Origin of the sequence: Streptomyces sp. NPDC091289 (genome assembly GCF_044757365.1) — a bacterium.
Classification (GTDB): domain Bacteria; phylum Actinomycetota; class Actinomycetes; order Streptomycetales; family Streptomycetaceae; genus Streptomyces.
The window spans coordinates 178,109-195,548 of record NZ_JBIVUT010000001.1 but is presented as its reverse complement, the minus strand read 5'-3'; the positions used below and the strand labels follow the sequence as shown (position 1 = coordinate 195,548).

17 protein-coding genes and 1 riboswitch are annotated in these 17,440 nt (G+C 72.0%); of the genes, 11 read left to right on the top strand and 6 right to left on the bottom strand.

Translation table 11 applies throughout. The features are described from left to right. Positions 1 to 41: 41 nt before the first annotated feature. The 3 genes from ACIQPT_RS00735 to ACIQPT_RS00725 all read left to right on the top strand — a co-directional run bounded on the left by ACIQPT_RS00735 (position 42) and on the right by ACIQPT_RS00725 (position 2,807). Positions 42 to 236 carry a hypothetical protein gene (locus ACIQPT_RS00735; protein ID WP_401150937.1) on the top strand — a complete coding sequence of 65 codons (195 nt, stop codon included), beginning with the start codon at positions 42 to 44 and terminating at the stop codon, positions 234 to 236. A gap of 61 nt (positions 237 to 297) precedes the next feature. Next, complete coding sequence (locus ACIQPT_RS00730) at positions 298 to 1,041, top strand: hypothetical protein (RefSeq protein WP_401150934.1); 744 nt, start codon at positions 298 to 300, stop codon at positions 1,039 to 1,041. A 176-nt stretch (positions 1,042 to 1,217) separates the two neighbouring features. After that, complete coding sequence (locus ACIQPT_RS00725; RefSeq protein ID WP_401150933.1) at positions 1,218 to 2,807, top strand: hypothetical protein; 1,590 nt, start codon at positions 1,218 to 1,220, stop codon at positions 2,805 to 2,807. Positions 2,808 to 2,823: 16 nt separating this feature from the next. Here the strand turns inward: ACIQPT_RS00725 and ACIQPT_RS00720 are convergent, their stop codons facing one another. Beyond that, positions 2,824 to 3,189: a DUF779 domain-containing protein gene (locus ACIQPT_RS00720; protein WP_401150931.1), complete on the bottom strand. Its 366-nt coding sequence runs from the start codon at positions 3,187 to 3,189 to the stop codon at positions 2,824 to 2,826. A gap of 86 nt (positions 3,190 to 3,275) precedes the next feature. Between ACIQPT_RS00720 and ACIQPT_RS00715 the strand changes: the two genes are divergently transcribed. Both ACIQPT_RS00715 and ACIQPT_RS00710 read left to right on the top strand, forming a co-directional pair. Continuing rightward, complete coding sequence (locus tag ACIQPT_RS00715) at positions 3,276 to 3,665, top strand: hypothetical protein (RefSeq protein ID WP_401150928.1); 390 nt, start codon at positions 3,276 to 3,278, stop codon at positions 3,663 to 3,665. A gap of 91 nt (positions 3,666 to 3,756) precedes the next feature. After that, positions 3,757 to 3,936: a hypothetical protein gene (locus ACIQPT_RS00710; RefSeq protein WP_401150926.1), complete on the top strand. Its 180-nt coding sequence runs from the start codon at positions 3,757 to 3,759 to the stop codon at positions 3,934 to 3,936. 105 nt (positions 3,937 to 4,041) lie between these two features. Here ACIQPT_RS00710 and ACIQPT_RS00705 read toward each other — a convergent pair whose 3' ends face one another. Both ACIQPT_RS00705 and ACIQPT_RS00700 read right to left on the bottom strand, forming a co-directional pair. Beyond that, positions 4,042 to 4,713, bottom strand: coding sequence for an endonuclease (locus ACIQPT_RS00705; protein ID WP_401150924.1), 672 nt, complete (start codon positions 4,711 to 4,713; stop codon positions 4,042 to 4,044). Further along, positions 4,710 to 4,892 (bottom strand): DUF6480 family protein, encoded by a 183-nt coding sequence (locus ACIQPT_RS00700; RefSeq protein ID WP_006129330.1) that lies wholly within the window; start codon positions 4,890 to 4,892, stop codon positions 4,710 to 4,712. The genes ACIQPT_RS00705 and ACIQPT_RS00700 overlap by 4 nt, the downstream gene beginning before the upstream one ends. A gap of 127 nt (positions 4,893 to 5,019) precedes the next feature. On the opposite strand from ACIQPT_RS00700, the gene ACIQPT_RS00695 reads away from it, so the two are divergent. Both ACIQPT_RS00695 and ACIQPT_RS00690 read left to right on the top strand, forming a co-directional pair. Further along, positions 5,020 to 6,225: an aromatic acid exporter family protein gene (locus ACIQPT_RS00695; protein ID WP_401150921.1), complete on the top strand. Its 1,206-nt coding sequence runs from the start codon at positions 5,020 to 5,022 to the stop codon at positions 6,223 to 6,225. Between the two features lie 102 nt (positions 6,226 to 6,327). Then, positions 6,328 to 6,519, top strand: coding sequence for a DUF6381 family protein (locus ACIQPT_RS00690; protein ID WP_401150918.1), 192 nt, complete (start codon positions 6,328 to 6,330; stop codon positions 6,517 to 6,519). Between the two features lie 72 nt (positions 6,520 to 6,591). Here ACIQPT_RS00690 and ACIQPT_RS00685 read toward each other — a convergent pair whose 3' ends face one another. Together ACIQPT_RS00685 and ACIQPT_RS00680 are read right to left on the bottom strand one after the other, a co-directional pair. Continuing rightward, positions 6,592 to 7,599 carry a PHP domain-containing protein gene (locus tag ACIQPT_RS00685; protein WP_401151573.1) on the bottom strand — a complete coding sequence of 336 codons (1,008 nt, stop codon included), beginning with the start codon at positions 7,597 to 7,599 and terminating at the stop codon, positions 6,592 to 6,594. Between the two features lie 118 nt (positions 7,600 to 7,717). Then, positions 7,718 to 9,145, bottom strand: coding sequence for a helix-turn-helix domain-containing protein (locus ACIQPT_RS00680; protein WP_401150915.1), 1,428 nt, complete (start codon positions 9,143 to 9,145; stop codon positions 7,718 to 7,720). Positions 9,146 to 9,401: 256 nt separating this feature from the next. On the opposite strand from ACIQPT_RS00680, the gene ACIQPT_RS00675 reads away from it, so the two are divergent. Both ACIQPT_RS00675 and ACIQPT_RS00670 read left to right on the top strand, forming a co-directional pair. Beyond that, on the top strand, positions 9,402 to 10,019 hold the full coding sequence (locus ACIQPT_RS00675; protein WP_401150913.1) for a hypothetical protein: 618 nt from the start codon (positions 9,402 to 9,404) through the stop codon (positions 10,017 to 10,019). Between the two features lie 86 nt (positions 10,020 to 10,105). After that, positions 10,106 to 12,721 (top strand): SpoIIE family protein phosphatase, encoded by a 2,616-nt coding sequence (locus tag ACIQPT_RS00670; protein ID WP_401150912.1) that lies wholly within the window; start codon positions 10,106 to 10,108, stop codon positions 12,719 to 12,721. Between the two features lie 24 nt (positions 12,722 to 12,745). On the opposite strand, the gene ACIQPT_RS00665 is transcribed toward ACIQPT_RS00670, so the two are convergent. Beyond that, positions 12,746 to 14,137, bottom strand: coding sequence for an FAD-dependent oxidoreductase (locus ACIQPT_RS00665; protein WP_401150909.1), 1,392 nt, complete (start codon positions 14,135 to 14,137; stop codon positions 12,746 to 12,748). A 451-nt stretch (positions 14,138 to 14,588) separates the two neighbouring features. After that, positions 14,589 to 14,776, top strand: a riboswitch (cyclic di-AMP (ydaO/yuaA leader). A 5-nt stretch (positions 14,777 to 14,781) separates the two neighbouring features. Here ACIQPT_RS00665 and ACIQPT_RS00660 point away from each other — a divergent pair. Together ACIQPT_RS00660 and ACIQPT_RS00655 are read left to right on the top strand one after the other, a co-directional pair. Beyond that, entirely contained in the window at positions 14,782 to 15,618 is an 837-nt protein-coding gene (locus ACIQPT_RS00660) for a transglycosylase SLT domain-containing protein (RefSeq protein ID WP_401150906.1), read from the top strand. A 158-nt stretch (positions 15,619 to 15,776) separates the two neighbouring features. Beyond that, on the top strand, positions 15,777 to 17,420 hold the full coding sequence (locus ACIQPT_RS00655; protein ID WP_401150904.1) for a GMC oxidoreductase: 1,644 nt from the start codon (positions 15,777 to 15,779) through the stop codon (positions 17,418 to 17,420). Positions 17,421 to 17,440 lie beyond the last annotated feature (20 nt).

Below are 17,440 nucleotides of genomic sequence, written 5' to 3'. Positions count from 1 at the left end.
GGCCGAATGCCGCAAATCAGGCGCGGCGGAGGAGGTTGGCCATGGCCATTTCGATCTCACTGGTGCTGCTTCTGACGATCCTGGCGGTGATCTTCCTGCGCAACGGAGGGCTGAAGGTCTCGCACGCGCTGGTCTGCGCCCTGCTGGGCTTCCTCCTGGCCAGTACGAGCATGGCGCCGACCATCCACGACGGCATCGGCGCCACCGCCGACCTGGTCAGCGGCCTCCACCCCTGACCCGGGCCCCGGTCCCGGCGGTCTGTCCGCGCCGCCCCCGGACATCCCGCACAATGGTCAGATGTCCTTTCCGCCCTCCGGACGGCACTCGGGCGCCGCCCACCACGAGTACTGCAACACCGGCCTCTGCTGCCGGTGCCAGATGCGTACCTGGACGACGAAAGCGGGCAACGAACGGCTCTGCGGTCCGTGCGCGGCCTGCTGCCAGGAGTGCGGCCGGGCGCCCGCGCCCCACCTGGACGGGCTCGACGGAGGGCTGTGCGCCGAGTGCCGCGGCCTGTGCGGCCGCTGCCACGCCCCGAAGCGCCCCGACGGATCCTGCGGCTGCGACCGCTGGCGGGAGAGCGCCAAGAGCAACCCGCGCGGCTATGTCCTCCAGGCCTTGCCGCAGCAGCTCCTCCAGGCGCTCGGCGGCCGGGTCCCGAGCACCGTCCACGACCTGATCCATCAGGAGCTGGCGAACCGGAGCGCGGGTCTCCTCCGTGAGCGCATCGAACGCCGCTGGAACCTGCGCTGGGCCCACGCCCTCAACGAGAAGGACGAGGACGGCCGCCGCCGCTGGAGCGCCCAGGACATCGCCGAGCAGTTGCTGATGCCCGGGTCGTGCTCCGACCCGCAGTGCGAGGACGGCCACCGCGTCACCACCGACACCCCGTGCACCCGCTGCCGGCAGCCGCTGCACCGCTTCGTCACCTCGGTCGCCGACCACACCGCGACGCCGGAGCACGCACGTTCCGCGGCGGCCGGAATCCGCCGGGCGATGCTGGAGAACCGCTCGCGTCCGAAGCCGCCGCCGCGCGGATAGGGCGCGGCCCGGTACGGCCCGGAGTGGTGCGGGCGGTCGCGGGTGTTGCCGCACATGGCGCGGTGTTGCGGCGGTGTGTCGTGCCCGCGAAACCCTCCTGCTTTCCATGGACACTTCAAGGGGTGCGTCCTAACGTCGGGCGGCGGCGCGACCCCCGTCCGTAACCGAGGAGCCCGATGCCCCCGCCGTACCGCAGAGCGCTCGCCCGTGCCCTGGCCCTGACGCTCGCCGTCGCCACCCTCACCCTGGCCGGGCCCACCTCCCCCGCGCAGGCCGACGACATCCCCAAGGCCCCCGGCCACCGTCTGGTCAAGGGGTACGAGGGCGCTCCCGCCACCGCGTCGCCGGTCCCCGGGCAGGCGCCCCCGCAGCACCCCTTCCTCGCGCCCAACGGCCGCAGCGGCATGCACGCGGACGCGGCGGGCAGCGGCACCCACCCCTACGCCGGACCGCTCGGCCGGGCGCCAGAGGTGACCAGCGAGAAGATCGCCCCGATCGGCGGCGAGTGCGCCACCGCGACGTTCGACGCGGCCGGCCGGCTGATCACGGTCTGCGGCACGTTCACCGGCTTCCTGCTCAAACTGCTCGACCCGCGCACCCTCGACACGCTCGCCGAATACAAACTGCCGCAGCGGTCCTCCACGGTCGAGGCCATCACCCGCCTCGACTTCTCCAAGATCTTCAAGGACACCTCGGGCGGCGCCTACTTCTACCTGGACGACCAGGACCGGGTCGTCCTCGCCGACTCGCGCCAGCACGTCCTGCGCATCGCCCACCGGCAGGGCGCGGACGCGCGCTGGGAATTCGTCGTCGAGGACGACTGGGACCTCACGGGTCACGTCCCGCACGACTGCGTGTCCTGGACCAACCTCTTCCCCAGCGGCACCTGCGACCCGGTGACCTCCGTGATGCCCGACTGGCAGGGCCGGATCTGGTGGGTCACCCGGCTCGGCCGGGTCGGCACGGTCGACCCCGACACCTCGGCCATCCGGTCCGTCCGGCTCGACGGCGAGGAGATCCAGAACTCCTTCTCCGTGGACCAGGACGCGGTCTCCATCGTCTCCGACCACGCCCTCTACAGCTTCACGGCCGAGGAGGACGGCACCCCGCGCATCCAGTGGCGCCAGACGTACGACCGGGGCACCGGCACCAAGCCCGGCTCGGTGAACCAGGGCTCCGGCACCACCCCCGACCTGTTCGGCACCGACGGGGAATACGTCGCGATCACCGACAACGCGGACGACCGGATGAACGTCCTCGTCTTCCGCCGGGGCGTCGACGTCCCCGCCGAACGCCGTCTCGTCTGCTCGGTCCCGGTCTTCGCCCACGGCCGCTCCACCACCGACAACTCGCTGATCAGCTGGGGTGACAGCCTCGTCGTCGAGAACAACTACGGTTACGAGAACCCCACCTCGCTGCTGCTGGGCCGCAGCGTCGTCGGCGGTGTCACCCGCATCGACGTACGGCCCGACGGCAGCGGCTGCGACACCGTGTGGGAGAGCGCCGTCCGCTCGCCCTCCACCGTGCCCAAACTGTCCACGGCCAACGGACTGCTCTATTTTTACGAGAAGGAGCCCAACGCGCTGGGCATCGACGCCTGGTATCTGACCGCCGTCGACTTCCGTACCGGCGAACGCCGCTGGCGCACGCTCACCGGCACCGGACCCGCGTACGACAACAACTGGGCGCCCATCACCATCGGCCCCGACGGAACCGCCTACGCGGGCGTCTTCAACGGCATCGTCGCCGTGCGCGACACGCACTGACGGGCCGTGCGCTTCCTCATCCGTCCGCCAGCCGCGAGCGGATGAGGAACCGCACGCCCTCCGGGGCCTCCAACGAGAATCCGCTGCCCCGGCCCTCCACCACGTCCACGATCAGCCGGGTGTGGGCCCACACCGCGTACTGGCTCCGCGACATCCAGAACGGCACGCTCTCGGGCATCCCCTCGACGGCGAGCGCCGCCAGCAGCACATCGGCGTCCCCGGTACGGAACTCACCGGCCGGGTAGCACATCGGCGCGCTGCCGTCGCAGCAGCCGCCCGACTGATGGAACATCAACGGGCCGTGGTCCGCCCGCAGCCGCCGCAGCAGACCGGCCGCGGCGGGAGTCAGCTCGACGGCGGGAGATTTCGGGTCACACTCCATGGACCTGCCCCTTCTCGGCCGCGCCACGCTGCGACAACCGGACGCAAGTCAACTCGACCGGACGTTGCGACCGGGTTGCACGCCCTATGCTCGCGCCCATGGAGCAACGGGAAGTCGTGAAGCGCGTGATCGGCATCCTCACGGAGGCGCGCGAAATGCAGCGTCTGCTGGAGGCGGACCTCGAACGGGAAGATCTGGACGCGGGAGCGGGCGCCGTCACCGCCCTGCTGAACGAGACGATGCCCCACATCGCCATCCCCGACGACTTCTCCGTCGAGGAGGTGGTCAACGTCGTCGGACGCGAGGTCGGCGGCGCGGTCGAACAGCTCGTGAGCGCCTTCACCCTCGCGTTCACGATGCTGGCCCAGGTCCACGACTCCGGACAGACCGACGTGTCGTCGGCCGACGTCCTCCAGGACCTCGCGCTGCGCGTCGAGGGCGGCGGACCGGACGAGGACGAGGATCCGCTCCTGTAGGTTCTGCCGGCCCGTGCCCCCTGCGTTCTGCCGCGCGGGTATGCATAGTGGAGGGAGAAGCGCGTATCTCCCTCGCGGCATGGAGGCAGCTGTGGGAAAGAGCACCGAGATAGCCCGCGCCAAGGCGCGAAGGCTCAAAGGCATGATCAAGGAATCGGACGGCATCGCCCTCGAGGACGAGCGGCTGAAGGCCGAGGGCAGGAAGGAACAGGCCGAGGCCCGCCGCGAGGAGGCCCTGGCGCGCGCATCGCGGGCAGCCTCCGACCGCTGAGAGAAGCGAGACGCCCGTGCCCGTCGCGTACGGCACGGGCGCCTTCGCGAGTCCGCGCGGCGACCCCGGGAGGTGCGATGGTCCCGGGAGGTCCGTGAGCGGCGCTCATTTCCTCCGGCGCGCGGCCTCCCGGACCGTCTCGACGATCTCCCGGTCCAGGGCCGCCCTGACCAGCGCCGCGGCGAACGCGGCCCCATCCCGGTCGCGCGCCACCTCGGACAGCCTGCCGGGGGAGGTGGGCAGACCGAGCCGCTCGGCCCCCTGGAGGGCCTTCGCACCGGCCAGGAACCCCATCTCGGGCCAGATCGTCTGCACCTCGCGTACGAAGATGTCGGCCCCGGCCGGTCCGATCCCCCGGACGCGCCGGAGCCCCGCCCGCAACGCCCCTCCGTCGCCGTCCGCCTCCGCGCGCAGTCTCCGCAGGTCGCCCTTCCAGACGTCGAGGACGAGGTGCGCCCCCTCCCCGAGCTGGGTGGAGGTCCGCTCGTCGTAGCGGCGGTAGCCGCCCTCACCCAACGCGTCCACGCGCTGCTGCCAGGTCGCGTCCGCCATCCGGCGCGGGGTGCGCATACCGTGCGCGAACAACGCCCGCGCGGCGGCCACGGCGACCGGGGCACGGATCCGGGCACTCAGCAGGTGGCTCAGCACCAGGAGCTGGTAGAGCGGCTGCGGAGTGTCGCGCAGCCGGATCCCCGCCTCCGCCGCGTACGTCCGCCCGCACTCCTCCAGCAGCACGTCGGCGATCCGGCGCGCCGATGCGGAGACCTCGCGGCTCATCCGTAGCCGAAGATCCGGGCGAGGAAGAATCCGGCGACCACGAGCGCACCGATCACGATCAGGGCGGTCCAGACGCCGGGATGCTCCCACAGCCCTCCGTCCGCGCGTTCCTCGTGGGCCTCGCTGATGGAGCCCTCGGCCGGCGGTGTCTCTCCTGGGGGATTCAGCAGAACAGCCATGCCTCCAGGGTCTCTCCGTCCGCGGCTCCGCGCATGCCGTCCGCCGTACCGCCCGGGTACAGGGCCGTACGGCGGAGCGCGGGCCGGGGGAGCGCTGCGGCGGGGCGATTCGGGGCACCGTCAGGGCATGCCCCGAGTCTCCGCCCCCGTCGTCAAACTCGTGCAGCGCACCACCGAACCCGCCGGGGTGCAGACGCTGCGTTCCACGGCGGCCGCTGTCATCGCGTACTCCGTGGCCGTCTGGGCGCTGCCCGAACCGGCCCCGCTGACCGCGCCCCTCACCGCGCTCCTGGTCGTCCAGGTGACCCTCTACGCGACCCTCACCACCGGCGTCCGCAGGGTGAACTCGGTCGTCGTCGGCGTCCTCATCGCCATCGCCTTCAGCTCCCTGGTGGGGCTGAGCTGGTGGAGCCTCGGCCTCACCATCTTCACCTCGCTGCTGATCGGGCGGCTGGTGCGGGTCAACGAGTTCGTGCCCGAGGTGGCGATCAGCGCCATGCTGGTCCTCGGCGTCTCGCAGGTCGCCGACACCGCCTGGGACCGGGTGTGGGAGACGCTGATCGGCGCCGTCGTGGGACTCCTGTTCAACCTGCTCCTCGCCCCGCCCGTCTGGGTCGGCTCGGCCGGCTCCTCCATCGAGTCCCTGGCCGCCCGGATGGGCACGATGCTGCGCAGCATGGGTGAGGAGGTGGTGGGGAACCACCCCGTCTCCCGGGCCGCCGCCCGGCTGCACGAGGCCCGCAGGCTCGACCACGACATCGTCGAGGTCGACGCCTCGCTGCGACAGGCGGAGGAAAGTCTCACCCTCAACCCCAGGGTGAGACAGGGGCTGCTGCACCGGGTCGTCCTGCGCACCGGGCTCGACACGCTGGAGATCTGCGCCGTCGTCCTGCGCGTCCTGTCCCGCACCCTCACCGACCTGGCGAAGGCACGCACCGAGGAGTCGCTGTTCCCGGCCGATGTGACGGAACTGCTCCAGGAACTCTTCGGCCACCTCGCCGAGGCGATCGAGAGCTTCGCCGTCCTGGTCACGACCCAGCTCGCCGCCGACGCGGAGGCGGCGGAGGACAGGCTCGCCGACGCGCTCGTCCGCAGCCGCGCCACCCGCGACCGGGTGGCCGACCTGCTGCTGGAGGACGTCCAGGAGCATCCGCGCCAGTGGCAGCTGCACGGCGCGCTCCTCGCCGAGATCGACCGGGTGCTGGCCGAACTCGACATCGAGGAGCGCACCGAACGCCTCGGCGAGGAGCTCGGCCGCCGCTCGGCGGAGGCGCACGCGCGCCACCCCCGGCTGCGCGCACTCCTGCGGCGTCTGGGCCGGCAGCCGGAGTGACCGCGCGCCCGTGCGGGATCGTGCGGGATGCGGAGGCGGCCGGTCGCTGGTTCGCTGGGGACACGCCCCAGAAGTCCCCAGCGTCCAAGGAGTGGTGTGGTGATGAGCGGTTCGGACGAGTCCGCCGACCTGGCTCGGCAGATGCGTGAGAAGGCCCAGCAGCTCGCGGAGGCCGCGGAGCGCGCGAGCGACCCGCACGAGCGCGAGCGGCTGGAGAAGAAGTCCCGGACGATCCGGGACCGGAGCGAACAGCAGAGCGCCATGGAGGCCGGGGACGTCTACCCCGAGAAGTAGCCCCGCCGCAGCCCGCTCGCCCGCCCGTTTCCGGACATGCACCAGCTCCGGAACCGGGCGGGCGGGTGTGTGTCAGCCGGCCCACTCCAGGAGCCGTTCCGCGCTCCAGGTCGTCACCACCCGGTCCGCCGGCACCCCGCACTCCTCGGCGCGGGCGCACCCCGACCGCTGCCAGTCGAGCTGCCCCGGGGCGTGCGCGTCCGTGTCGATCGCGAAGAGCGTCCCCGCCGCGACGGCCGCGCGCAGCAGCCGCCGTGGCGGATCCTGCCGCTCGGGACGGCAGTTGATCTCCACCGCCGTCCCCGCATCGGCGCACGCCGCGAAGACCCGGTCCGCGTCGAACCGCGACTCCGGCCGGCCCCGCCCGGCCAGCAGGCGTCCCGTGCAGTGGCCGAGGACATCCGCCCGAGGATGGCGCACCGCAGCCTCCAGACGCCGGGTCATCGGGGCCGGGTCCATCCGCAGCTTCGAGTGGACGGAGACCACCACGACATCGAGGCGCTCCAGCAGCTCGTCCTCCTGGTCGAGCGAGCCGTCCGGGAGAATGTCGCACTCGATCCCCGTCAGCAGCCGGAACGGCGCCCACTCCTCGTTGAGCCGCTCCACCACCGTGAGCTGCTCCCGCAGCCGATCCGGCGACAGGCCGCGTGCCACCGTCAGCCGGGGCGAATGGTCGGTGAGGACGGCCCACGCGTGCCCCAGCTCCGCGGCGGTCCGGCCCATCTCCTCGATCGGGCTGCCCCCGTCCGACCAGTCCGAGTGCACATGGCAGTCTCCCCGCAGCCGGGCGTAGAGATCTTGGCCCCCCTCGACGGGCGGCTCCGCCGCGGCCTCCTGCTCCAGCCGGTCCAGATATCCGGGTGTCCTTCCGGCCAGGGCCTCCCGGATCACCTCGGCCGTGCGGGGGCCGATCCCGGTGACCTGCTCCAGGGACTTCGCGGCCACCCGCTCGGCCGCCTCCCCGGCGGCCATCGCGTCCACGGCGGCGGCGGCCGTACGGAAGGCCTTCACCCGATAGGTGGCGGCCTGCGAGCGTTCCAGCAGGAAGGCGATCCGCCGCAGCGCGGTGACGGGATCCATCGGCACCTCCATCGGGAACGTCCGCAGTCGGCGCCGGTCCGCCGCGCGTGTCGCACGTCCCACCAGCATGGGCGCATCCTCCCCCGCACGCCTCCGCGAGAGACGGTCCCACCGCTTCTCAGGACACGGCTTCCTCCCCGGCGCCCTCCACCGACACCCAGCGGCCGGTGGCCGTGTCGTAGTCGTGGACGGGCCGCCCCCGCACCCCGCTCGTACGGAACGGCCGCCCGCCGTCGTCGATGCGCACCGTGCCGGACCGGCCGCCGCTGCTCCAGGCCAGCTCCGCGAACCAGTCGCAGTCGCAGCCGACCGTACGAGCGGTGATCAGGAGGACCTCGGGATCGGTGACCGAGACGCTGTACGGGAAGGCGACCGCCTCGATGGGCACGCCCGAGTCGTTGCCCGCGACCGGGCGGGCGATGGGGCGGGGCACATCGAGATCGACGTCGAACATCCTCGGGGTGAGCGCCCCGCCGCAGCCGGAGCTCATCCGGTAGACCCGGCCCTTCGCCCGCGCCCGGCGCTCGACGACCCGGATCCGCAGGGATTCCAGCACCACGGCCCGCTCGTCCCGGCCCTGCAGCGTGATCCGGACACCGGTCTCGCCCGCGTGCACCGCGCCGAGCGCTCCGGCCCAGGACGCCGCGTCGGCCTGCACCGGGGGCGGCGGGACGGCGGTGGGCCCCCGGTCGACGAGGTAGGAGTGGTCGCAGCCGTTCTTCCAGACGTGGTCGTCACCGGTCCAGGTGAACGGCACCCGCCCGGCCTCCGGACCCGACGAGGAGCCGGAGGGCCGGGGAAGCGTCTCGTTGCGCGGCCCGACGCCGGGCGGCACGGTCGGCGTCGGGCCGCCGGACGGTGTGCCCTGCGGGGTCCCGCTCGGTGTGCCCTGCGGCTTCCCGGGCGTGCCGGAGCCGGAAGGGGAGGGCGCCGGGGAGTCCACCGGGGGCTCGCCCGGACGGTGGGCCACCGACGGCCGCCGGTCCGGACCCGGGAGCCCGGTCCCTCCGAACGCCGCGACCAGGGCGAGGACGAGGCCCGCCGCGGCGAGAACGCCGAGCCCTTGCGCGTACCGCCGCGCCTGACGGGACCGGAGCACCGGCCCCCGGGACGCCCCGGCCCCGGCGGACGCCCCACCGGACGCCCCGGCCTCGCCGGCGTGGTCCCGCGCTCGCTCCCCGGGCGAAACCGTCTCCCCGGCCGAGGCGTCCACCGGCACGACCTCCTGAGGCACGCCCCCCGCCGGCACGCCCCCTGCCGACTCCGCCTCCGCCGCCCCCTGCCGTGCGAGACGTTCGCCGTCGGCCAGGATCCACAGGCGGTGCAGCGCCTCCCGCTCCTCGGCCGGTGCGCCGCACCACCGGGCCAGCCGCTCCACCGGGGCGAACTCCGCGGGCACCGTCCGCCCCGTGCAGTACCGGTGCAGCGTCGAGCCGCTGACGCCGATGCGACGGGCCAGCGACGCGTACGTCCGGCCCGACCCCTCCCGCAGCGCGCTCAGCCGTTCCGCCAACGCCGCCCGTGCGGACCCCTCGGCGTCACCCAACCCGCTCGACCTCCCCCGCCGCCGTTCCCGGGCGTTCCAGCCCTTCGAGAACACCCACGTCACCGGGGGTGGGACGGTTCCAGCCCGGCGCGAAGCCGTGTCGCGCTTGTCCGCGTCCAGGGCCGCGGCCCAGGCTGGAGCCGTTCCCGTACCGCCTCCGTACCGCCTCCGTACGGGCTCCTCACCGGGCCCCGTACGCCGCGGAACGACGCGTACGACCCACCTGACCGCACCACCCGAAACGGGGAACCCACCCATGCGCACCCTCCGCACCGCACTCCTGACCGCCGCGGCCGCGGGCCTGGCCGTCACCGCCCTGGCCCAGGTGCCGGCCGCCGCGGCCCCGGCCCCCGCTCCCGCCCCGCCGAAGTTCCTCAGCGCCGGCGAGCTGCCCGCCTCCCTCACCCCCTGGACGGCCGACCCGGTACGCCAGGGGCTGCCCGAGGAGGGGTCCATGTGCACCGCCGGCCTTGCTCCGGCGGCCGGCACCCGCCACCGGGACTTCCGCACCGAACTGGACACCGGCGCCCGCCAGACCACCACGGTCGCCGCCACCACCGCCCAGGCCAGGACGCTCGCCGCCGAGCTGCGGAGCGCCCTGGAGACCTGCCTCGACCGGCTGAAGGAGCAGAACCCGGGGCTGGAGGGGGAGGCGCTGTACCAGGGCCGGGTGAATATCGAGGACGGCGCGCACGTCTACAGCATCGACACGTCCTACCCGGAGGTCGGCGCCACCGACATCTGGCTGTTCTCCGTGGGCCGCGACGGCCGCGCGGTGACCGTCGTCGAGTGGGGGCAGCTCGGCGAACTCGACGGCGCACCGCTGGAGGGGTTCAAGAAGACGACCCGTACCGCCGTCGCGAAGCTGTACTGATCCCGCCTCCTGGCGACCGGCCGCCACAGGGGAGTGGCCGGCCGCCGGAGGTGCGGGGTACCCCGGATCGGGAGCATGCTGGCTGTGTGACCCGGCACGATGCGACCCGGCACCCCCCGCCCGCCGGAAACGGGACCGCGGCCGGGGGATACGACGGTGACCGAGCACCCGACGAGCTGTCCCTCGTCCTCGCACAGGGCCTCGTCAGCGCCGTCGAGTCGACCGACGGCTACGCGGGCGGCGTCTACCTGCGCAGCCGGACGCCCGGACTTCTGCGGCTCGCGGTGCTCGCCGGACTGCCGGGCCCGCTGTTCCGGCCCTGGTGGCGGATGCATGTGAACCGGCCCTTCCCGGTGTCCGAGGCCTACCGCTCGGGGCGGCCCGTGCTGCTCTCCGACGCGGAGGAGTCGATGCGCCGGTTCCCGCAGCTGATGGCCGGGCTGCCGTTCCCGTTCGGTTCGCTGTGGGTGCCGATCACCGGACCCCGGGGAAGCATGGGCGTGCTGGCGGTCCTGCGGGCCTCCACCCCGGGGCAGCCCATCGCCCCCGCCGACGGCGACCGGCTGCACCGCCTCGGGCAACGGCTCGGCGGAGCGCTCACCGATCTGGAGCGGCGGGGCGTCGACTGCGTATGGGAGACCGAGCCGGTCCCCGTGCAGCTGCCCGCCGCCACCGCGCCCCCGGTGCGGGTCGGCCGCTTCGACTGGGACCTGCACTCCGGGCAGGTCGCCGCCGACGACGAACTCTGCGCGATCCTCGGCTTCGCGCCCGCCGCCTTCCCGGGCACCGTGGACGCGCTCGCCGAACGGCTGGTCCCGGAGGACGTGTACGGGCTGTGGGCACTGGCCCGGCAGACGGTGGAATCGGCCGAGCCGGTGGTCCGCCGCATGCGGCTGCGCGGCCCCGACGGCCGGTCTCATCTGCTGGAGCTGTCCGGCCGCTGGACCCACCCGGACGGCGACGCGTCCGCCAGCCATCTGAGCGGTTTCCTGGTCGACCTCGGCGCGGGGCCCGTCGTGCCGGAGGCCGCCGACCGGCTGCCCCGGGGCATTCTCTCCCTGGACCGGCTCGGGCGGATCACGTACGCCAACGGCCTCGCCGAGGAACTGCTCGGTCACTCCCGGCTGGAGCTGATCGGCCATGTGGTGTGGCAGGCCCTGCCGTGGTTCGGGCACGAGGCGTACGAGGACCACTACCGGGCGGCCCTGATCGCCGACGAACCCGTCCACTTCCTCGCCCGGCGCCCGCCCTCGCGCTGGCTGTCGGTGTCCCTGTATCCGGGCCACGACGGGGTGAGCGTCGTCCTCCAGGCGACCGACCAGCCGGCCTACGCTCCCGGCTCCGTCACCGCACCGGGGCTGGGCATCGGCTCGACGGCCGACCGTTCCTCCGCGCTGTACCGGCCGGTGGCCCTCGCCATCGCCCTGACCGAGGCGGTCACGGCCCGTCAGGTCTCCGCGGTGGTCACGGAGGAGCTGCTGCCCGCGTTCGGCGGCCGTCAGCTAGCCATCTATCTGCTGAACGACCGTCATCTCCAGCTGGCCTGGGAGACCGGGTTCCCGAAGGGCTTCCTCGACCGCTTCGACGGGGTCGGGCTCGACGTCAGCATCCCCGGGGTGGAGACCCTGACCACCGGCCGTCCGATCTTCTTCGAGTCCATGCAGCGCCTCGCCGAGGCCTATCCGGGCATCCCGATCGACGCGGACGTCGGGGCGCGGGCGTTCCTCCCGCTGATCGCCTCGGGGCGGCCCGTCGGCTCCTGCATCCTCGGCTTCGACCGGCCGCGCGGTTTCAGCCCGGAGGAGCGTACGGTCCTGACGGCGCTGGCCGGCCTCATCGCCCAGGCCCTGCAGCGCGCCCAGCGCTACGACAGCGAGTCGGCCCTGGCCCGCGGACTCCAGGACGCCCTGCTGCCGCACCGGCTGCCGGAGGTGGACGGCGTGGACACCCTGGGGCGTTACCTCTCCGGCACCCAGGGCATGGACGTGGGCGGCGACTGGTACGACGTCATCGAGACCGGCGACGAACTCGCCCTGATCATCGGCGACGTACAGGGCCACGGTGTCTCCGCCGCCGCGACGATGGGGCAACTGCGCAGTGCGGTACGGGCGTTCGCGCTGAGCAACCATGATCCGCGGGAGGTGATGAGCGGGACGAACCGGCTGCTCATCGACCTCGACCCGGGACAGTTCGCCAGCTGCTGCTACATCGCGCTCGACCCGGTGACGGGTATGGCCCGTGCCGTACGGGCGGGGCATCCGCAGCCCGTGCTGCGCCGGCCCGACGGCCGGACGGAGGTGCTGGACCTGCCCGGCGGCATCGTGCTCGGGATCGACGGGCACGCGACCTACCCGGTCACGGAGATGCGGCTCGAACCCGGGGCGATGCTCGCCCTGTTCACGGACGGGCTGATCGAGCGCCCCGGCACGGACATCGACGAGGGGATCGAGCGGCTGCGCGCCACCGTCGAACGCATCGGCGCGGTGCCCCTGGCCGACACGGCCGACCAGGTCATCGGGGAGGCCCGGGCGGCCATCGACCGCCCCGACGACATCGCGATCCTGCTGGCCGCCCGGTGGGTGACCGGGACCCCGGAGGTCCGGCGGCCCCCGGCGTCCCGGGCGTCCGGCCCCGACCTGTGGCGCACGTTCAGGGGGCCGGACCCGGGGCGCCCGGCGGCGGCCCCGGATCCGGCCCCCTAGAAGGAGTGCCGTCGATCCTGTCGATCAGGCGTCGGCGGGGCGCTCGGCCGGCACGAAGGCGCCGGAGGCCTCCAGCATGCCCTCGCGCTCCACGACCTTGATCCGCTCACGGCCCTGGGCGGTGCCCAGCGCCTGCTCGTGGGCGTCCAGCTTGTGCCAGCCCTCCCAGGTCGTGTAGCGGACGCCGCGGCCCTCCAGGAAGGCCTCGACGGCCTCCGGAGCGGGCGTGGCCGGCTCGGGCAGCCGGCCGGCGGCGCGGTCCTCCAGGACGCAGGCGACCGTCTCGTTGGCGTCGCCCTTGGTGTGGCCGATCAGGCCGATCGGGCCGCGCTTGATCCAGCCCGTGACGTAGACCGAGGCCATGTGCTCGTCACCGGCGATGACGCGGCCCGCCTCGTGCGGGACGGTGCCGGAGGCCACGTCGAAGGGAAGCTTGGGCAGCTCCTCCGAGTAGTAGCCGACGGCGCGGTAGACGCTCTGCATGTCCCAGTCGGTGAACTGGCCGGTGCCCCGGACGTTGCCGGTGCCGTCCAGCTCGGTGCGCTCGGTGCGCAGCGCCACCACCTTGCCGTCCTCGCCGAGAATCTCGACCGGGGACTCGAAGAAGTGCAGGAACAGCTTGTGCGGGCGGTCGCCGACGTCCCGGATCGCCCAGTTCTCCAGGGTCTGCGCGACCATGTTGGCCTGCTTGTTCTCCCGGCGGGTCGCGATCGAGCCCTCGTCGTACTCGATGTCCTCGGGGTTGACGATGACCTCGATGTTGGGGGAGTGGTCCAGCTCCCGCAGCTCCATCGGGCTGAACTTGGCCTGCGCGGGGCCACGCCGCCCGAACACATGCACCTCCAGCGCCTTGTTCTCCTTGAGGCCCTGGTACACGTTGTCCGGGATCTCGGTGGGCAGCAGCTCGTCCGCCGTCTTGGCCAGGACACGGGCCACGTCCAGGGCCACGTTGCCGACGCCGAGCACGGCGACCTTCTCCGCGGTGAGCGGCCAGGTGCGCGGGACCTCGGGGTGCCCGTCGTACCAGGAGACGAACTCGGCCGCTCCGTAGGAGCCGTCCAGCTGGATGCCGGGGATGTCGAGCGCCCGGTCGGCCTCGGCGCCGGTGGAGAAGATCACCGCGTCGTAGAACGACCGCAGGTCGTCCAGGCCGATGTCGTGCGGGTAGCTGACATTGCCGAAGAGCCGGATCTGGGGCTTGTCCAGCACCTGGTGCAGGGCCTTGACGATGCCCTTGATACGCGGGTGGTCGGGGGCCACGCCGTAACGGATCAGGCCGAAGGGCGCGGGCATGCGCTCGAAGAGGTCGATGGAGACCCCCGGGTCCTGGCAGACCTCGGATTTGAGCAGCGCGTCCGCAGCATAGATACCGGCGGGGCCGGCTCCGACAATGGCGACGCGGACGGGGCGTGTCATGGCGTGGTGATCCTTCGGGGCGGGCGAACGCGGGCAGGTACAGCGTACGTCGGAGGTAAGGGTTGGCTTACCAGTCTCCACCCCACACCGTAAGCGATCGCCCCGCGGGCCCCTCGACCGGCCTCGCCCCGAGTGCCTGATTGGTCCGTTTTGCTATGCCTATATGGTTGATTTGGTCCTTTTGTTAAATCTATCCGTAAAGGGATTGCTGAGCCCTTTGCTGCATTTGCCTAGGCCTGTTTTCGCCATCGCCGCGAGCGAGTGGTGAGCATCACGTCCCAGGGGGCGGACGCAGAAGCGGATCCGTCGGTTCCCTTCTGTGCGAAGAAAGTTGACGCCATGACGGCACGGCACGGTCCGGGAATTCCGCCATTCGATCATGCGCGGAAAAGGGAATCAGGAATGCGGGGCTTGTTCCGTTCGGCGTTTCTCGCCTACGGTCACCGTCAATCCGGATGGAACGCCGAATCCTGCCGCCGTCCGGGAATCCGAAACCCACTCACGTACGGCAGGAGCGGGGGACCCAGGTAAGTCGCCGAACCGTTACCGGAACGGCTTGGGGTGAAGTCGCACGACCGTGCGGCCAGACATCTCCCGTCTGAACCCGACAGCTCACCTCGTAGGCGCCGGAGAGGAAATCCCCCATGCCCGCACAGGGTAAGCACCGCCGTCCCCAGTCCACCTCGCTGCGCCGCGGCCTCGCCGCCGTGACCACCGGCGGAGCCGTTCTCGCCCTCCCGGTGATCGGCGCCACCAGCGCCTTCGCGGCCCCCGCCCCCACCGCGGCGCCGCAGCAGGCCGCGGCCCCCGCAGCGGTGTCCGCACAGGTGAATTCCGCCGCGAAGGCCGCGCCCGCCCAGCATTCCGTGGTGGCCGGTGAAACGCTTTCCAAGATCGCCCGCGAACATTCCGTCAGCGGCGGCTGGGAGAAGCTGTACGAAGGCAACCGGAAGATCGTCGGAGAGAATCCCGATCTTATTCACCCGGGTATCAAGCTGACCCTCGGAAACAAGGCCGCCGCCCCGTCGGACGCCAAGTCCGGCAAGGCTTCCCCGTCCGTCGCGCGCGGTGCGTCGGCGGACCGCGCCGACCGTTCGGAGCGCAGCAAGGCCGCCCCCGTGGCGCAGGCCGCTCCGGCCGCCGCGAAGGCCGTCACGTACACGAACGACCTCGACGGCTGGATCAAGGAGTCGCTGGCGGTCATGGCCGAGCAGGGCATCCCCGGCACCTACGAGGGCATCCACCGCAACATCATGCGCGAGTCCTCGGGCAACCCGGCCGCGATCAACAACTGGGACTCCAACGCGGTCAAGGGCACCCCGTCCAAGGGTCTGCTCCAGGTCATCGACCCGACCTTCCAGGCGTACCACGTGCCCGGCACCTCGACCGACAGTTACGACCCGGTCGCCAACATCACGGCCGCGTGCAACTACGCCGCGGACCGCTACGGCTCGATCGACAACGTCTTCGGCGCCTACTGATCGACCCCGCGCCCAGGGCGGAGGGGCTCCGGACCGAACGGTCCGGGGCCCCTCTGTCATGCCGGGCGGGGCCGGGAAGTTACCCCCAAGTTTCTAGTGACTTACCACGCGATCGACAGTAGAACCTGTTGCACTCTGTCGAGAGTGAGGTAGGTCACATGAACGACACCACCATGCAGGATGGCGAGGCCAAGGGTGTCTCGCGTCGAAGATTCATCGCTGGAACAGGTTCTCTTCTGGGGGTCGCGGCGCTGGCCGGTACCACCGCACCGTCCTGGGCGAGCGTGCGTGCGGCAGCGGCGCCGATCGGCTCCGGCGCACATGTACCGGTCCTGGTCATCGGCACCGGATACGGCGGCTCCGTGGCCGCCCTCCGGCTCGCCGAAGCCGGCACGGACGTCCACATGATCGAGATGGGCATGGCCTGGGACACCCCGGGCGCGGACGGCAAGATCTTCGCCAACACCACCAAGCCGGACGACCGCTCCTTCTGGCTGCGGACCCGGACCAAGCAGCCGCTGAGCAACTTCCTCGGCTTCCCCATCGACAAGGACGTCAACCGCTACACCGGCATCCTGGACGCCGAGGAGTTCGGCGGGATCACGGTCTACCAGGGCCGCGGCGTCGGCGGCGGATCCCTGGTCAACGGCGGCATGGCCGTCACCCCGCGCCGGGAGAACTTCGGCGCGATCCTCCCGACGGTGAACGCCGAGGAGATGTACAGCACCTACTACCCGCGCGCCAACAGCGGGCTGGGCGTCACCACCATCGATCCCGCCTGGTTCGACACGGTCGACTGCTACCAGTACGCGCGGGTCGGCCGAAAACACGCCCAGCGCTCCGGCTTCCCGTTCCTCTTCGTGCCCGCCGTCTACGACTGGGACTACATGAAGCAGGAGGCGGCCGGGAGCGTCCCCAAGTCGGCCCTGGACGGAGAGATCCTCTACGGCAACAACTACGGCAAGAAGTCGCTCCAGAAGACCTACCTCGACCGGATCAACGCCACCGGCCGGGTCACCATCTCCCCGCTCCACAAAGTCACCACGGTCACCCCGGCCCCCGGCGGCGGCTACACCGTGCTCATCGACCAGCTGGACACCACCGGCCGGACCACCGTCACCAAGACCGTCACGGCGGACAAGGTGTTCTTCGCCGCGGGCAGCGTCGGCACCAGCAAGCTGCTCGTCGGCCTCAAGGCCACCGGCGCCCTGCCCCTCCTCAACGACGAGATCGGCAAGGGCTGGGGCGACAACGGCAACGTCATGTGCGGCCGCGCCAACCACCTCTGGGACCCGACGGGGAAGGTCCAGTCGTCCATCCCCACCGGCGGCATCGACAACTGGGACGCCGGCGGAGCGTTCGCCGAAGTCGCTCCGCTGCCCACCGGCATCGAGACCTGGGCCTCCTTCTACCTCTCGATCACCAAGAACCCCAACCGGGCGCAGTTCACCTGGAACGCGGCGGCGGGGAAGGCGGAGCTGAACTGGCAGACGGCGTGGAAGCAGCCGTCGATCGACGCCGCGAAGACCATCTTCGACAAGATCAACCAGAAGGAGGGGACGATCTACCGCACGGACCTCTTCGGTGTGTACAAGATCTGGGGCGACCACCTCACCTACCACCCGCTGGGCGGTGCGGTCCTGGACAAGGCCACCGACAACTACGGCCGGCTGCACGGCTACCCCGGCCTGTACGTCATCGACGGCGCGCTGATCCCCGGCAACACCAGCGTGAACCCGTTCGTCACCATCACCGCGCTCGCCGAGCGCAACATCGAACGGATCATCGCGACCGATCTGTAGGCGACAACGAAAGAGCCCGG

Bases quoted from the DNA above. Each gene is read 5' to 3' on its own strand.
- ACIQPT_RS00660 (WP_401150906.1), top strand. From the start codon at position 14,782: ATGCCCGCACAGGGTAAGCACCGCCGTCCCCAGTCCACCTCGCTGCGC.
- ACIQPT_RS00655 (WP_401150904.1), top strand. From the start codon at position 15,777: ATGAACGACACCACCATGCAGGATGGCGAGGCCAAGGGTGTCTCGCGT.
- ACIQPT_RS00675 (WP_401150913.1), top strand. From the start codon at position 9,402: ATGCGCACCCTCCGCACCGCACTCCTGACCGCCGCGGCCGCGGGCCTG.
- ACIQPT_RS00715 (WP_401150928.1), top strand. From the start codon at position 3,276: ATGCTCGCGCCCATGGAGCAACGGGAAGTCGTGAAGCGCGTGATCGGC.
- ACIQPT_RS00730 (WP_401150934.1), top strand. From the start codon at position 298: ATGTCCTTTCCGCCCTCCGGACGGCACTCGGGCGCCGCCCACCACGAG.
- ACIQPT_RS00735 (WP_401150937.1), top strand. From the start codon at position 42: ATGGCCATTTCGATCTCACTGGTGCTGCTTCTGACGATCCTGGCGGTG.
- ACIQPT_RS00665 (WP_401150909.1), bottom strand. From the start codon at position 14,137: ATGACACGCCCCGTCCGCGTCGCCATTGTCGGAGCCGGCCCCGCCGGT.
- ACIQPT_RS00725 (WP_401150933.1), top strand. From the start codon at position 1,218: ATGCCCCCGCCGTACCGCAGAGCGCTCGCCCGTGCCCTGGCCCTGACG.
- ACIQPT_RS00720 (WP_401150931.1), bottom strand. From the start codon at position 3,189: ATGGAGTGTGACCCGAAATCTCCCGCCGTCGAGCTGACTCCCGCCGCG.
- ACIQPT_RS00685 (WP_401151573.1), bottom strand. From the start codon at position 7,599: ATGGATCCCGTCACCGCGCTGCGGCGGATCGCCTTCCTGCTGGAACGC.
- ACIQPT_RS00690 (WP_401150918.1), top strand. From the start codon at position 6,328: ATGAGCGGTTCGGACGAGTCCGCCGACCTGGCTCGGCAGATGCGTGAG.
- ACIQPT_RS00695 (WP_401150921.1), top strand. From the start codon at position 5,020: ATGCCCCGAGTCTCCGCCCCCGTCGTCAAACTCGTGCAGCGCACCACC.
- ACIQPT_RS00700 (WP_006129330.1), bottom strand. From the start codon at position 4,892: ATGGCTGTTCTGCTGAATCCCCCAGGAGAGACACCGCCGGCCGAGGGC.
- ACIQPT_RS00705 (WP_401150924.1), bottom strand. From the start codon at position 4,713: ATGAGCCGCGAGGTCTCCGCATCGGCGCGCCGGATCGCCGACGTGCTG.